Here is a 15,345-nt window from a genome sequence, read left to right on the forward strand (position 1 = left end):
TTTTAGTCAAATTCCAAGTCCACCTGCTCATTGCCTACCAACGTCCGCAAGTCTATCAACAAGCGGTCGGTGGGCGTCACGCGCCAGGTTGCGCCAAAACGCAGCTTGGCTCGCGCATCTTCCCGTTGATAGTAGAGATGCACTGGAATCGTCCCCGAGCGATGGGGTTCCAACGACTGACGGAGACGGTTCAAAAGCTGGTCATCAATTTGCCTGTCAGTCAGCGAGATAGCAAGCCCGCGAGCGTATTTTTCCCGGGCTTCACTGATGTCCATTACCTCGCGGGCCATCATTTTAAGCCCGCCGCTAAAGTCATCAAAGCTGACCTGTCCACTGGCGATAAGGATACGGTCTTTTTCCAACAAATGCTGGTATTTTTCTAACGCTTCGGTGAATAGCATCACTTCCAGACGGCCCGAACGGTCATCCAGCGTACAGATGCCAATGCGGTTGCCGCGCTTGGTCACCATCACCCGCGCGGCGACCACCAACCCGACGGCGGTGGTCATTTTGCCCCGATCCGTCGGGTGCATGTCTTTCAAACGCTGGCCACCGGCGTAACGTTCGATCTCCTTGAGGTATTGGGTGATCGGGTGGCCGGTCAGGTACAGCCCCAGCGTTTCCCGTTCACCGTCCAACACCACCTGCTCCGGCCAGGGCGCGATGTTGGCGTAGGATTGCTCCACCTGCTCCGGCGCTTCCGCCAGCACGCCAAACATGTCCACCTGGCCGATAGCTTCGGCTTTCGCATGCTGATCCGCCGCTTTCAACGCGTCGCCGAGCGAATTCATCAGCGCGGCGCGGTGTGGCCCAAGGCGATCGAACGCCCCGGACATGATCAGTTTTTCCAGAATGCGGCGGTTCAGTTTCTTGATGTCGGAGCGCGCGCAGAGATCGAACAGGTCTTTGAAATAACCTTGCTCGCCGCTGTTGCGCGCTTCGATAATGGCTTCGATCGGCCCTTCCCCCACGCCCTTGATGGCGCCGATGCCGTAAACGATCTCGCCGTCGTCGTTGACGTGGAAGTGATACAGGCCGCTGTTGATGTCCGGCGGCAGGATCTTCAGCCCCATGCGCCAGCATTCGTCCACCAGACCCACCACTTTGTCGGTGTTGTCCATATCGGCGGTCATCACCGCCGCCATAAACTCGGCCGGATAGTGCGCCTTCAGCCACAGCGTCTGGTACGACACCAGCGCGTAGGCGGCGGAGTGCGATTTGTTGAAGCCATAACCGGCGAATTTCTCCACCAGGTCGAAGATTTTCACCGACAGTTCGCCGTCGATGCCTCGCGCTTTGGCGCCGTCTTCAAAGCCGCCGCGCTGCTTGGCCATTTCGACCGGGTTCTTTTTACCCATCGCACGGCGCAGCATGTCCGCGCCGCCCAGCGTATAGCCGGCCAGCACCTGGGCAATCTGCATCACCTGTTCCTGATACAGGATGATGCCGTAGGTCGGCTCCAGCACCGGCTTGAGCGACTCATGCTGCCACTGAATGTCCGGGTAGGAGATCTCTTCGCGGCCATGTTTGCGGTCGATGAAGTTATCCACCATGCCCGACTGCAGCGGCCCCGGACGGAACAGCGCCACCAGTGCGATCATGTCTTCGAAGCAGTCGGGCTTCAGACGTTTGATCAAATCTTTCATGCCGCGCGATTCAAGCTGGAACACCGCCGTGGTTTCCGAACGCTGCAGCATGTCGAAGCTTTTCTTGTCGTCGAGCGGGATGGCGGCGATGTCGATCGGTTCCAGCCCGGTCTTGGCGCGCCGGGCGTTGATCATCTCCAGCGCCCAGTCGATGATGGTCAGGGTGCGCAGACCGAGGAAGTCGAACTTCACCAGCCCGGCGTATTCCACGTCGTTCTTGTCGAACTGGGTCACCGGGTGGTTCCCTTCGGCATCGCAGTACAGCGGCGCGAAGTCGGTGATCTTGGTCGGCGCGATCACCACGCCACCGGCGTGTTTACCGGCGTTGCGCGTCACCCCTTCCAGCTTGCGGGCCATGTCAATCAGCGCTTTGACCTCTTCGTCGGCCTCGTAAATCTCCGGCAGCTGCGGTTCGGCGGCGAAGGCTTTCTCCAGCGTCATGCCCGGATCCGGCGGCACCAGTTTGGAGATGCGATCGACGAACCCGTACGGGTGCCCCAACACGCGGCCTACGTCGCGGATAACCGCTTTCGCCGCCATGGTGCCGAAGGTGATGATCTGCGATACCGCTTCGCGGCCGTACATCTCCGCCACGTGCTCGATTACCTGGTCACGTTTCTCCATGCAGAAGTCGACGTCGAAGTCGGGCATCGAGACACGTTCCGGGTTCAGGAAGCGTTCGAACAGCAGGTCGAATTCCAGCGGATCGAGGTCGGTGATTTTCAACGCATAGGCCACCAGCGAACCGGCGCCGGAGCCTCGCCCTGGGCCCACCGGCACGTTGTTGTCCTTCGACCACTGGATAAATTCCATCACGATCAGGAAGTAGCCGGGGAACCCCATCTGGTTGATCACTTTCAGCTCGACGTCCAGACGCTCGTCGTATTCCGGGCGGCGCTGCGCGCGCACTTCAGGATCGGGGAACAGGAACTCGAGGCGCTCTTCCAGCCCCTCTTTCGATTTGAGTACCAGGAAGTCCTCGGTACTCATATCGCCGGTCGGGAACTGCGGCAGGAAGTACTCGCCGAGGCGAATGGTGACGTTACAGCGTTTGGCGATTTCGACGCTGTTCAGCAGCGCTTCCGGGATGTCGGCGAACAGCTCGCACATCTCGTCTTCGCTGCGCATGTATTGTTGCGGGCTGTAGTTGCGCGGCCGCTTGGGATCGTCCAGCGTAAAGCCGTCGTGGATGGCGACGCGGATCTCATGGGCGTCGAAGTCATCTTCCACCAGGAAACGCACGTCGTTGGTGGCCACCACCGGCAAACCGCGCTCGGTGGCCAGCGCCACCGCCGCATGCAGATAGTTCTCTTCGTCCGGGCGGCCGGTGCGGATCAACTCCAGGTAGTAGCAGTCGGGGAAATATTGCTGGTAGAAATCCAGACACTGATCCACCTGCGCCTGGTTGCCGCGCAGCAGGAACTTGCCGACGTCGCCCTGACGCGCGCCGGAAAGCAGGATCAGCCCTTCGCGATGTTCAATCAGCCAGTCGCGATCGATGATCGGGCCGGCGGCGCCGTAGCCGCGCTGATAGGCGCGGGAAATCAGCAGCGTCAGGTTCTGGTAGCCTTCGTTGTTGCTGGCCAGCACCGTCAGCTGAGCGAGTTCGTCGCCCAAGACTTCGCTTTGCACATGGAAATCCGCGCCGATGATCGGTTTGATCCCGGCGCCGTGCGCGCTGCCGTAGAACTTCACCAGCCCGCACAGGTTGGTGAAATCGGTGATTGCCAGAGCAGGCATGGCTAACGCGGCGGCTCTTTTCACCAGCGGCGCCGTCTTGGCCAATCCATCAATCATGGAGTAGTCACTGTGGACGCGCAGGTGAATAAAACGAGGTTCGGCCATCTCCAGATACCTGATTGAAGGGGCTCAGCGTGCTGAGCCCGGGTTAATGCTATCGTCGAGCCGGTCAGGCTCGCAGGCTACAGCGCGAGCGCCCTTTTCACCGGCGCGAAGCTGCGGCGATGATGCTCGGTGGCGCCCAGCGCGGCCAGCCGCTCCAGGTGGAAGGCGGTCGGGTAGCCTTTATGCTGCGCGAAACCGTAGTCCGGGAACTCGCTGTCCAGCTCGGCCATTTCGCGATCGCGCGTGACCTTCGCCAGAATGGACGCCGCGCTGATCTCCGCCACGCGGCTGTCGCCCTTCACCACCGCCTGCGAACGCATCGGCAAGCTCGGGCAACGGTTACCGTCGATTAAAACCATGTCCGGCGCGATATGCAACCCGGCCACCGCGCGCTGCATCGCCAACATGGTGGCGTGCAAAATGTTCAGCTGGTCGATTTCCGCCGGTTCGGCGCGCCCCAGGCTCCAGGAGAGCGCTTTGGCGACGATTTCGTCATACAGCGCCAGCCGGCGTTTTTCACTGAGCTTTTTGGAGTCCGCCAGTCCGACGATCGGCCGCGCCGGATCGAGGATCACGGCGGCGGTGACCACCGCGCCGACCAACGGGCCGCGGCCCACTTCGTCCACACCGGCAATCAGCGTGGCAGCGGGATAGATAAAGGGTTCAATCATGCTTTCGCCAGCTCCAACACAGCCTGAGCGGCCTGTTCGTCCGCACCGCAACGGATGCTTTGGTGCAAGGTAAGGAAAGTCTGTTTCAACGCGTCGGTTTCCGGGCTCTCTTCCAGCAGCGGCATCACGGCGGCGGCCAGTTTGTCCGGGACGCAGTCATGCTGCAGCAGTTCGGTGACGATCTCCCGCCCCGCCAGCAGATTCGGCAGCGAGACATAAGGCGTTTTCACCAGCTTCTGCGCCAACCAGAAAGTGAACGGCTTCATGCGATAGCCCACGACCATCGGGCACTTGGCCAGCATGCATTCCAGCGCCGCCGTGCCGGATGCCAGCAGCGCCGCGTCGCTGGCGATCATCGCTTCACGCCCCTGCCCATTCAGCAGGTGTACGGTCAGATCCGGCGCCACTTCGGCCTTGATGCGCTCAAACTGCTCACGCCGTTTGGCGTTGACCAGCGGCACCACCACTTCCAGCTCGGGATAACGCGTGCGCAGCAGCTGCGCGGTTTTGAGGAAGTCGGCGCTCAGCATCTCGACTTCGGCGCCGCGGCTGCCCGGCAACAAGGCCAAACAGCGCGCCTGCGGAGCGATGCCAAGCTGAGCGCGCGCCGCCAACCGATCGGGCTGCAGCGGCATGGCGTCCGCCATGGTGTGACCGATAAACCGGCAGGGGACGTTGAAACGATCGTAAAACGCTTTTTCGAAAGGGAGAAAGGCCAGCACCAAATCGGTGGCTTTGCCTATTTTGAAAACGCGCTTTTGTCGCCAGGCCCACACTGAAGGGCTGACATAGTGGATGGTGCGAATGCCGCGCTGCTTGAGGCGGCCTTCCAGCGTGATGTTGAAGTCCGGCGCGTCGATGCCGACAAACACGTCCGGCCGCAGCTCACCGAAGCGGCGGGTAAGATCCTTGCGGATCTTCAACAGGCGTGGCAAGCGCTCGAGCACTTCCACCACGCCCATTACCGCCAGCTCTTCCATTTCGTACCAGGCTTCGCACCCTTCGGCCTGCATCAGCGGGCCGGCGACGCCAACGAAACGCGCGTCAGGGATCTGCGCTTTGAGCGCACGGATCAAACCGGCGCCGAGAATGTCACCGGAGGTTTCTCCGGCGACCAATCCGATAGTCAATGGACGATTCGACATAACTCAGCGAATGATGCCACGGGTAGAACGGGTGAAGAAATCGAGGTACTGCTGCACCACCGGCTGCTCTTTGGCCAGGGCTTCGATTTCCGCTTTCGCTTCATCCAGCGTTTTTTCGCTGCGATACAGGATTTTGTAGGCGTTGCGGATCGCCTGCATTTCATCCTTGTCAAAACCGCGGCGCTTGAGGCCGACCGCGTTGACGCCGAACGGCGTAGCGTGGTTGCCCTGAGCGATGACGAACGGAGGCACATCCTGAGCGACACCGGAACAACCGCCTACCATCACATGCGCGCCGATAATGCAGAACTGATGGATCGCCGTCATGCCGCCGATGATGGCGTGATCGTCGATTTCCACATGCCCCGCCAGCGTGGCGTTGTTGGCCAGCACGCAAGCGTTGCCAACTACGCAGTCGTGGGCGACATGCACGTTGACCATCAGCAGGTTATCGTTGCCCACTTTGGTCAGGCCGGTGCCCTGCGCGGTGCCGCGGTGGATGGTGACGCTTTCGCGGATGCGATTGCGATCGCCCACTTCCACACGCGTCGGCTCGCCCGCGTATTTCAGATCCTGATTCACTTCGCCGATAGAGGCGAACTGATAAATCTGGTTATCGCGGCCAATCTTGGTAATGCCGTTCACCACCACGTGGGATTTCAGCACCGTGCCGGCGCCGATTTCCACCTGGGAGCCGACGTAGCAGAAAGGGCCGATATGCACGCCGGCGCCAATCACGGCGCCTTCTTCGACTATCGCGCTAGGATGGATAAAGGCGGTTTGGTCAATCACGGATTAAGCCTCCCGGCTGCGGGCACACATCATGGTTGCTTCGCAGACAATTTTACCGTCAACGGTCGCCACGCCTTTGAAGCGAGTCAGACCGCGGCGAGTTTTCTCGAAGGTGACTTCCATGACCATCTGATCGCCTGGCACCACAGGGCGCTTGAAGCGAGCTTCATCGATACCAGCGAAGTAATACAGCTCGCCCGGTTCCAGTTTGCCGACGCTTTTAAACGCCAGGATGCCGGTGGCCTGCGCCATGGCTTCCAGAATCAATACGCCTGGGAAAATCGGTTTGCCAGGGAAGTGGCCCTGGAAAAACGGTTCATTCACCGATACGTTCTTCACCGCACGCAGATATTTGTGCTCTTCAAACTCGAGGACGCGGTCGACCAGCAAGAACGGGTAACGGTGAGGAAGCAGATCCAAAATTTCTGCAATATCCAGAGTATGAGTGTCAGTAGTCAAAATACTCTTCCTGTCTCTAAAAACTGATGGCATCAACAACACGGCCTGCGCTGACCCCAAAAGGAGATCATCATGCAGGCCGCAAATTAACATCTCTTTGCGCTTTTGGTCTCACGACCAACGCGTTTCGTTTTGTACCCGCGAGAGCGGGCGGCAATGACTAGTCTTTTCCGACTTTACGTTCGACAGCTTTCAAGCGCTTGCTGATCTCATCGATATTCATTACCAACGCAGCGGTTTTACGCCAAACCTTGTTAGGCTGCAACGGAATGCCCGAAGAGTATACCCCAGGTTCGGTGATTGGTCGCATAACCATTCCCATTCCGGTAACAACAACCTTGTCGGCAATTTCCATGTGACCGTTGATCACGCTGGCGCCGCCAATCTGGCAGTAGCGGCCGATTTTCAGGCTGCCGGCCATGATCACACCGCCGGCGACGGCGGTATTGTCGCCAATCACGACGTTATGTGCAATCTGGCATTGGTTGTCGATGATAACACCATTCCCGATTTGGGTGTTATCCAAAGCGCCGCGGTCAATGGTGGTGCAAGCGCCGATTTCGACGCGATCGCCGATAATCACCGTGCCCAACTGAGGGATCTTGATCCACTCGCCGCGCTCATTCGCATAGCCGAAACCGTCTGCGCCGATCACGGTGCCCGACTGAATCAGGCAGCGCTGGCCGATTTCGACCGCATGATAAATCGTTACGTTCGCCCACAGACGCGTTCCCGCGCCGATGCGTGCGTGTTTGCCGATGAAGCAGCCCGGGCCGATAACCACGTTATCGCCAAGCACCGCACCCGACTCGATCACCGCGTTCGCCCCAATGGCGACGTTCTGCCCCAGCTGCGCTTCAGGCGAGATCACCGCGCTTGGCGCGATATCCTGAGCCGGCGACGGCGTGGTGTCCATCAGCTGCGCCATGCGCGCATAGGTCAGGTAAGGGTTCTTAACCACCAGCGCCGCAGCACGGCAGTGTGGTAAATCCGCTTCGGTAAGCACCACGGCGCTTGCCTGGCAGGAAGACAGCTGCTCTTGATAGCGGCTGTTTGACAAAAACGTGATTTGGCCAGGCTGTGCCGAATGCATAGAAGCAATGCCGGTGATGACGAGATCGCCATCACCGTGCAATTGTGCATCCAACTGCTGCGCTAAATCAGCCAGTCGAATTGAAAGCATGTGTTATTTAACCTGTTTCAGCACGTCAGCAGTGATATCTTTGGAAGAGTCTGCATAGGCAACGGCGTTGGCGTCGATCACCACGTCATAACCGCCTTTGCTCGCGACAGATTTCACCGCGTCCTGAATGCGGCTCAGGATCTTGTTACGCTCTTCCATCTGGCGACGACGGTTGTCCTGCTCGAAAGCCTGGGCTTTCTGAGAGAACTGCTCGCGCTGCGCCATCACGTCTTTTTCCAACTTGCTGCGGTCGCTGGCTTTCATGGTAGCGCCGTCACGCTGCAGACGTTGCATTTTGGTCTGCAGGCTACGTTCCATGTTCTGGAGTTCGCTTGCACGGCCTTTAAACTCGTTTTCCAGCTGTTTAGCGACCGCTTCGCGGGCCGGCAGCTGTTGGAAAATGCTGGAGACGTTAACGACAGCGATCTTATCTGCTGCCTGAACGCCAGCTGAAGCAGCCATTGCTAAACCGAGGCCTGCGGCACACAACCACTTTTTCACTATAAACTCCTTACCATCACCCATTTGTGTCATATGACACTGAAGTACACAATTTGCCAGACTTGTCCCACCAAACAATGAGAATCATCTCCCTCTGCCGGCGGGCGCCTGGCCATTGCGATTCTTAATAACTGTTATGCCCAGAGGCGAGACCCGTTACCAGGTCTTACCGATGTTAAACTGGAACTGTTCGGACTTGTCGCCTTCGTATTTCTTGATCGGGTTGGCGTAAGAGAACACCAATGGCCCCAATGGCGACATCCACTGCAGCGCGATACCGGCGGAAGAACGAATATTGCTGGCCTTGCTGTAGTCCGGCACGCCGTACATCAGCGTATCGTTGGTATTCTTCCACTTGGTATCCCACACGGTACCCGCATCGATGAACAGCGACGTGCGCACAGAGTTGGCGTATTTCTCGCTGATGAACGGCGTTGGGGTGATCAGCTCCAGGCTGGCGACCGCCATGGCGTTACCGCCCACCGCGTCATCCGAACCACAGATGCTCTGACGATCGGTGGTGCTGCCGGCGTTGAACTGGCACTGGTACGAATTGGAGTTGTAGTACACCGCCTTCGGACCAATGGTGTTGGACTGGAAGCCACGCACGGTGCTCGAACCACCGGCGTAGAAGTTCTCGTAGAACGGCATTTCCTTGCCGCCCAGCCCATCCGCGTAACCCAGACGGCCGCGACCCAACAGCACCCAGGTGCGGTCGTCGTTGATCGGCACGTACTGTACGCTGTCCAGCGTCACCTTGTAGTATTCGTTGTCCGACCCCGGAATGGTGACCTTGCCGTTCAACGTGGTGCGGTTACCCGAAGTCGGGAAGTAGCCGCGGTCCAGGTTGTTGTAGGTCCAGCCCAGGTTCAGGGTAAAGTCGTCCGTCGAGTAGCTGGCGCGGTCGGTCTTGTTCGCATCCACGCCCATCGAGTCGAGGTAACGCCACATGGCGATCTGCGGCTGCATGTTCGACAGGCCGTTGTGGACATAGCCCAGGCCGGTGCGCAACGAGTTGTTTTCATTGATCGGGAAGCCCAGCGTGCCGTCAACACCGTAACTCTTGTTGGTGTAGTCGGACAGATCCGCGTTATCCGCTTTAAAGTCGTTGTAGAAGACGCGGCCGCCCAGGCTCACACCGTCAACTGTGAAGTACGGGTTGGTGACCGAGAATTCGGTATACGTCTGGTAATCGTTCTTGGTGCCGCTGATGCCGACCGAGTAGCCGGTACCCAACCAGTTATCCTGCTGCACGCCGGCCTGGAAGCTGACGCCGCTCTCGGTGCCGTAACCGACGCCGAAGTTAAAGGTACCGGTGTTGCGTTCTTTAACCTTGTAGGTCACGTCGACCTGATCGGCAGTGCCCGGCACACGCTGGGTTTCCACGTCAACCGTTTCGAAGTAGCCCAGACGGTTCAGACGCTCTTTGCCCTGCTCGACCTGCTCGTTGCCGAGCCAGGCGCCTTCCATCTGGCGCATTTCGCGACGCAGTACGGAATCCTTGCTGGTGTCGTTGCCTTCGAACTTGATGCGACGCACGTAGAAGCGGTTGCCCGCGTCAACGTTGACGTGCAGTTTGACGGTTTTATCCGCGTCATTGATCTCCGGCTGGGTGCCGACGCGCGGGTAGGCGTAACCATAACGGCCCAACATCGTTTTGATGTTGTCTTCCATTTTGGTCACTTTGCTGCCGTTATACAGCTCGCCCGGCTCGATTTTGGTGATCTGAGCGACTTCCGCCGAGTGGCCGGCCAGGTTGCCGTTCACGATAACATCAGAAAGCTTGTACTGATCGCCTTCGGTGATGTTGATGGTGATGTAGATGCCTTTTTTATCCGGCGTCAGGCTCACCTGGGTAGAATCGATGTTAAAGCGGGCATAGCCGCGATCCAGATAGAAGCTGCGCAGGGTTTCGAGATCGCCCGCCAGTTTTTGCTTCTGGTATTTGCGATCGCCGACCAGGTTCCACCACGGCACTTCGTCACGCAGCTGGAAGCGCGAGATCAGTTCGTCGTTGGTGAAGGCGTGGTTGCCGACGATGTTGATTTGTTGAATCTTGGCGGAGACCCCTTCCGTGAACACCAGCTTCAGGTCGACACGGTTGCGCGGCAACGGCGTGACCACGGCTTTCACCGAGGCGCTGTATTTACCAACGCTGTAATAGAAGTCTTCCAGCCCTTTTTCAATGCTGGAAATCGTGGTGCGGTCGAGCGCCTCGCCCACCCGGACGCCGGAGGCTTCCAGGTTTTGCTTGAGCATGTCATCCTTCACCGACTTGTTGCCGGAGAAAGTGATGCTGGCGATGGTAGGACGTTCCTTCACCTGCACGATCAAGGTATTACCATCGCGCAGTACGCGCACGTCCTCGAAGTTGCCGGTGGCAAACAAGGCACGAATGGTATTACTGATGTCATCGTCAGTGACGGTATCGCCGACGCGAACCGGCATGTTGAGTAACGCCGCACCGACGGCAACTCGCTGCAGGCCTTCGAAATGAATGTCTTTCACTACGAACCCGTCTGCACCGTATACGGTGGCGCTGCCAAACAGCAGCGACGCTATGAGCAACTTTTTCATCGCCATCGTTGTTATGCGTTCTTCCTAACCTATCCCCGCCCCTAAAGGCGGGAAAAATCATTGAAAAGTGCAAGACCCATCAACAACACCAACACGATCGAACCTATGCGGTAGCTGTAGTCCTGTACTCGCTCGGAAACCGGCCCACCCTTCAGCTTTTCTATCGCCAGGAAGAGGAGATGCCCACCATCTAACACCGGTAATGGGAACAGGTTGATGATCCCCAGGTTGACGCTAATCAACGCCAGGAACATCAGATAATACACGAATCCGACTCCGGCTGACGCCCCAGCTCCCTGTGCAATCGAGATCGGGCCACTCAGGTTGTTCAGCTTTACATCACCGGTTATTAATTTGCCCAGCATGTTGACCGTCAGCCGCATCAGCTGCCAGGTCTTGTCGCCGGCCTGATACAGCGCCGGGAACGGTCCATACTGGCGAATCGTCTTATACTCTTCCGGCAGCGGCAGCACCTTTGGAATGATGCCTGCAAACCCCACCGATTTGTCTTTTCCCACCGGCTTTGTATCCGGTATCAGCGTCAAAGACAAGGGGGCGCCGTTTCTTTCAATCTCCAAAGCCAGCGGTTGCCCCGGGCCATCGTGGATACGCTTCACCAGCGTCTGCCAACGACCCAACGGCTGACCATCGACTTTAACGATCCTGTCCCCCGCTTGTAAACCCGCCTTTTGCGCCGCCGAGTTCGGCTGCACTTCCGCCAACACGGATTCGATCTGCGGGCCGCGCGGCATAATCCCCAGCGCGACAACGGGATCCTGCTTGTCCGGTTCAAAGTTCCACTGGCGCAAGTCCAGGGTTTTGGTCACCACCTGCGAAGAGCCGAACGGCGCTACGCCGACTTCGGTTTGCGCATCGCCAATCTTCGCCACCAGCGCCAGACGAACTGACTCCCAATCAGGCGTTTCGATGCCGTCAACCGACTTTAGTTCCATGCCAGACGAAATTTCAGCCTTGGCGGCGATCGATTGCGGCGCGATTTCGCCGATCACCGGACGGAAACTCGGCACGCCGATGATGAACACCAGCCAGTAGGCAAGGATAGCAAACAGGAAGTTGGCGATGGGGCCGGCGCTGATGATGGCCGCGCGCTGCCAGACGGTTTTATTGTTGAAGGCCTGGTGGCGCATCTCCGGCGCCACCGACTCCACGCGCTCGTCCAGCATCTTCACGTAGCCGCCGAGCGGGATCAGAGCGATAACGTACTCGGTGCCCTGGCGATCGGTTCGGCGCCACAGCGCCCGGCCAAAGCCGATGGAGAAGCGTTCAACGCGCACGCCGCAACGACGGGCAACCCAAAAGTGTCCGAACTCATGCACGGTAATCAAGATACCGAGCGCAATCAGAAACGCCACCAGGTTCCAAAGCACGCTGACCATCATCCCTCACTTTCCGTCATCGACGGATTAAAACACCAACAGCATCAGGCAGGCAAACACCGGCACCGCCGCGGTCAGGCTGTCGATACGATCCAGTATGCCGCCATGACCGGGAATCAAATGCCCGCTGTCCTTGATGCCCGCTTCGCGTTTGAACATGCTTTCGGTCAAATCGCCCAGCACCGAAGCCAGCGCGGCGATCACCGAACAGGCCAGCAGCGTGGTCGGCACCACGTTCAGCGGCGCGTAGCGGCCGAACAGCCACGAGATCACCGCCGACGTCAGCAACCCGCCGATCAAACCTTCCCACGTTTTGCCCGGTGAGACCTTCGGCGCCAGCTTATGCTTGCCGAACAGCTTGCCGAACATGTAGGCACCGGAATCTGCGCCCCACACCAGCAACATCACGTACAGCAGCCACCAGGCGCCGGTAAACGGGTTTTGCTCGTAGCCGAACTGGCGCAGCGCCAGCATGCCCCAGAAAAACGGCACGATGGTCAGCAGGCCAAACAGCAGGCGCAGCGGGCGCGAATTGCGCCAGATAGCGGCCGAGCCGGGATAGAACAGCACCAACAGCAACGCCGCCAGCCACCAGGCCAACGACAGCCACAGCGAGCCGCTTATCTGCGGCACGGATTGATGGTAAGCGGGGACGCTGAGCATCATCAGCGCAAGCAGAAAACCGCACAGTATCGCCAACCAGATGCGCTGCGAACGGGAGGTAAAACCGGCCAATTGGCCCCACTCCCAGGCAGCTAACATGCACACGACGAGCGTTACCAGAGCAAAGGCCAACGGCGGCAACAGGAACAGCGCCGCGATAACGATCGGGATTAAAATCAGAGCAGTTATGAGGCGATACTTCAGCAAAAGTTCTCCCTAGGACGCATCGGCGCCGTTAGGTGTTGTTCCCCCGAAGCGGCGCTCACGTTGTGCAAATGCATTCAGCGCACCTTCAAAGACAAGTTCATCGAAATCAGGCCAGAGCACATCAGTAAAGTAAAGTTCAGCATAGGCGATTTGCCACAGCAGGAAATTACTGATGCGATGCTCGCCACCGGTGCGGATAACCAGATCCACCGGCGCCAGGTCGCTCATGCAAACCCGCTCGTTCAATAATTCCTCGCTGATCTGATCCGGGTGCAACTCGCCTACCCGTACCTGTTCGGCCAGTTCCCTTACTCCCTGAATGATATCCCAACGGCCGCCGTAGTTGGCAGCGATATTGAGCGTCAGGCCATCGTTATTTTCCGTCAGAGCTTCAGAGCGGCGGATCCGCTCCTGCAAACGCGCGCTGAATCGGCTGATATCGCCGATCACTCGCAGCCTGACGTTATGTTTATGCAGGCTTTTTACTTCACTATCCAAAGCGCGGACAAAAAGCTCCATCAGGGCAGAGACTTCCTGCACCGGACGGTTCCAGTTTTCGCTGCTGAAGGCATAAAGCGTGAGCGCATCTAAATGGTGGCTGGCGGCAAAACTGACCGCGCGGCGAACCGATTTCACCCCTGCTTTATGACCGAAGACACGTAACTTGCCCTGACGTTTGGCCCAGCGTCCGTTACCGTCCATGATAATGGCGACATGGCGCGGCCCCGGGGAAGATGGATTAGCCTCTTGTTGGTTTGCGGACGACATAACTCGTACTTATTTCCTCAATAGAAATATAACTGCCTTTCCGGAACATCAGGCCCTTACGCGCAAAAAAAGCCGTGTGCCCGACACGGCTTTCAGCCTGCCCTTGCGACACCCGGCGCAGCCGGGCCGCCATTGACGCACAAGGCGCCAATCGGGCCATAATTCAACGGTATAACCGCTGACAGGTGGCGCAGACTATACCACCTCAGCGGGGCATGAACAAACGGCCCCGCTGCGGCGCACGCGAATTACGAGCAAAATCGGATAATCACCGTGATCGGCCGCACAACGCGCGAACCCGCTCCTCAGCGGCGGCGCGCGCCTGACGGTCAATGTCTAAGACCGCTTCGATGCTCGTCGGTTCCTGCAGCGCGAGACGTTCCACCACCTGGCGATTGACCGCCGCGATATCGGTAAAGCGAATCTGCTGCTGCAAAAATGCCGCCACGGCGATTTCGTTGGCCGCGTTCAGCGCGGTGGTGGCCGCCTGGCCGGCATCAAACGCTTCGATCGCCAAATACAGGCAAGGATAACGCTCACGCTCCGGTTCGGCGAAGGTCAGCGAACCGATACGGCAGAAGTCCAGCGCCTCCACACCGGAATTCACACGCTGCGGATACGCCATCGCGTGAGCGATTGGCGTGCGCATATCCGGCGTCCCCAACTGCGCCAGCACACTGCCGTCTGCATAGCGCACCATCGAGTGAATCACCGACTGCGGGTGCAGGATCACTTCCATTTGCTCGGCCGAGGCGTTAAACAGCCAGCGGGCCTCAATGTATTCCAGACCTTTGTTCATCATGGTGGCGGAATCCACCGAGATCTTGCGGCCCATCGACCAGTTTGGGTGGGCGCAGGCTTGATCCGGCGTCATCGCGGCGAACTGTTCCAACGGCGTGGTGCGGAACGGGCCGCCGGAACCGGTAAGCACGATGCGCGAAACACCATGACTGTCCAGTGAAGAGTATCCCAACTGACGCTGAATGTTCTCAGGCAAACTCTGAAAAATCGCGTTGTGCTCGCTGTCGAGCGGCAGCAGTTGCGCCTGGCTTTGCCGCACCGCGTCCATAAACAGACGGCCGCAGGTGACCAGCGACTCTTTGTTGGCCAGCAGCACCTGCTTGCCCGCGCGGATCGCCGCCAGCGTCGGCAACAGCCCCGCGGCGCCGACGATGGCCGCCGTCACTTGATCGACGTCATCCAAAGCGGCCAATTCACAGGCCGCTTGTTCCCCAGCCAACACTTCGGTAGCGACACCGTTCTCCGCCAGGATAGCGCGCAGCTCGCGCGCGGCGCTTTCATCCGCCATCGCGGCAAACGCGGGCCGAAATTCCATGCATTGCTGCGCCATGACCGCAACGTTGCGGCCGGCCACCAGCGCTTTGATCGCAAAACGGTCGAGATTCGCCCTGACCACGGCCAGGGTGCTGGTCCCTACCGAGCCGGTCGAGCCAAGAATGGTCAGTTGCTTCATGAGTTCACTCTGAATAA

Annotated in this window: 12 protein-coding genes; all 12 read right to left on the bottom strand. The window is 58.8% G+C overall.

The window, feature by feature from the left end:
• Positions 1–2 precede the first annotated feature (2 nt).
• The 12 genes from dnaE to ispC all read right to left on the bottom strand — a co-directional run bounded on the left by dnaE (position 3) and on the right by ispC (position 15,328).
• Complete coding sequence (gene dnaE, locus CPH57_RS16005) at positions 3–3,491, bottom strand: DNA polymerase III subunit alpha (protein WP_033652500.1); 3,489 nt, start codon at positions 3,489–3,491, stop codon at positions 3–5.
• 77 nt (positions 3,492–3,568) lie between these two features.
• Positions 3,569–4,162, bottom strand: coding sequence for a ribonuclease HII (gene rnhB, locus CPH57_RS16010; protein ID WP_033644879.1), 594 nt, complete (start codon positions 4,160–4,162; stop codon positions 3,569–3,571).
• A complete protein-coding gene (lpxB, locus tag CPH57_RS16015) occupies positions 4,159–5,307 on the bottom strand; it encodes a lipid-A-disaccharide synthase (RefSeq protein ID WP_004931967.1) in 1,149 nt (382 codons plus the stop codon). Before lpxB ends, rnhB begins: the two co-directional genes overlap by 4 nt.
• Positions 5,308–5,310: 3 nt before the next feature.
• A complete protein-coding gene (gene lpxA / locus CPH57_RS16020) occupies positions 5,311–6,099 on the bottom strand; it encodes an acyl-ACP--UDP-N-acetylglucosamine O-acyltransferase (RefSeq protein WP_033644878.1) in 789 nt (262 codons plus the stop codon).
• A gap of 3 nt (positions 6,100–6,102) precedes the next feature.
• Complete coding sequence (gene fabZ / locus CPH57_RS16025) at positions 6,103–6,558, bottom strand: 3-hydroxyacyl-ACP dehydratase FabZ (protein WP_004931962.1); 456 nt, start codon at positions 6,556–6,558, stop codon at positions 6,103–6,105.
• Between the two features lie 160 nt (positions 6,559–6,718).
• The gene (gene lpxD, locus CPH57_RS16030) at positions 6,719–7,741 is read right to left on the bottom strand and encodes a UDP-3-O-(3-hydroxymyristoyl)glucosamine N-acyltransferase (RefSeq protein ID WP_025304030.1); all 1,023 of its coding nucleotides are present in this window, start codon (positions 7,739–7,741) and stop codon (positions 6,719–6,721) included.
• Between the two features lie 3 nt (positions 7,742–7,744).
• Positions 7,745–8,242, bottom strand: a complete 498-nt coding sequence (skp, locus tag CPH57_RS16035) for a molecular chaperone Skp (RefSeq protein ID WP_004931958.1) — start codon at positions 8,240–8,242, stop codon at positions 7,745–7,747.
• Positions 8,243–8,398: 156 nt separating this feature from the next.
• A complete protein-coding gene (bamA, locus tag CPH57_RS16040; protein ID WP_096242555.1) occupies positions 8,399–10,825 on the bottom strand; it encodes an outer membrane protein assembly factor BamA in 2,427 nt (808 codons plus the stop codon).
• Positions 10,826–10,860: 35 nt separating this feature from the next.
• Entirely contained in the window at positions 10,861–12,216 is a 1,356-nt protein-coding gene (gene rseP / locus CPH57_RS16045) for a sigma E protease regulator RseP (RefSeq protein ID WP_025304033.1), read from the bottom strand.
• Positions 12,217–12,243: 27 nt separating this feature from the next.
• Entirely contained in the window at positions 12,244–13,086 is an 843-nt protein-coding gene (gene cdsA / locus CPH57_RS16050; RefSeq protein WP_033644875.1) for a phosphatidate cytidylyltransferase, read from the bottom strand.
• Positions 13,087–13,095: 9 nt separating this feature from the next.
• Positions 13,096–13,854, bottom strand: a complete 759-nt coding sequence (gene ispU / locus CPH57_RS16055; protein WP_033644874.1) for a (2E,6E)-farnesyl-diphosphate-specific ditrans,polycis-undecaprenyl-diphosphate synthase — start codon at positions 13,852–13,854, stop codon at positions 13,096–13,098.
• A gap of 268 nt (positions 13,855–14,122) precedes the next feature.
• Positions 14,123–15,328 carry a 1-deoxy-D-xylulose-5-phosphate reductoisomerase gene (ispC, locus tag CPH57_RS16060; protein WP_046687715.1) on the bottom strand — a complete coding sequence of 402 codons (1,206 nt, stop codon included), beginning with the start codon at positions 15,326–15,328 and terminating at the stop codon, positions 14,123–14,125.
• Between the last annotated feature and the right edge of the window lie 17 nt (positions 15,329–15,345).

Origin of the sequence: Serratia sp. JKS000199 (assembly GCF_900215455.1) — a bacterium.
Taxonomy (GTDB): domain Bacteria; phylum Pseudomonadota; class Gammaproteobacteria; order Enterobacterales; family Enterobacteriaceae; genus Serratia; species Serratia ureilytica.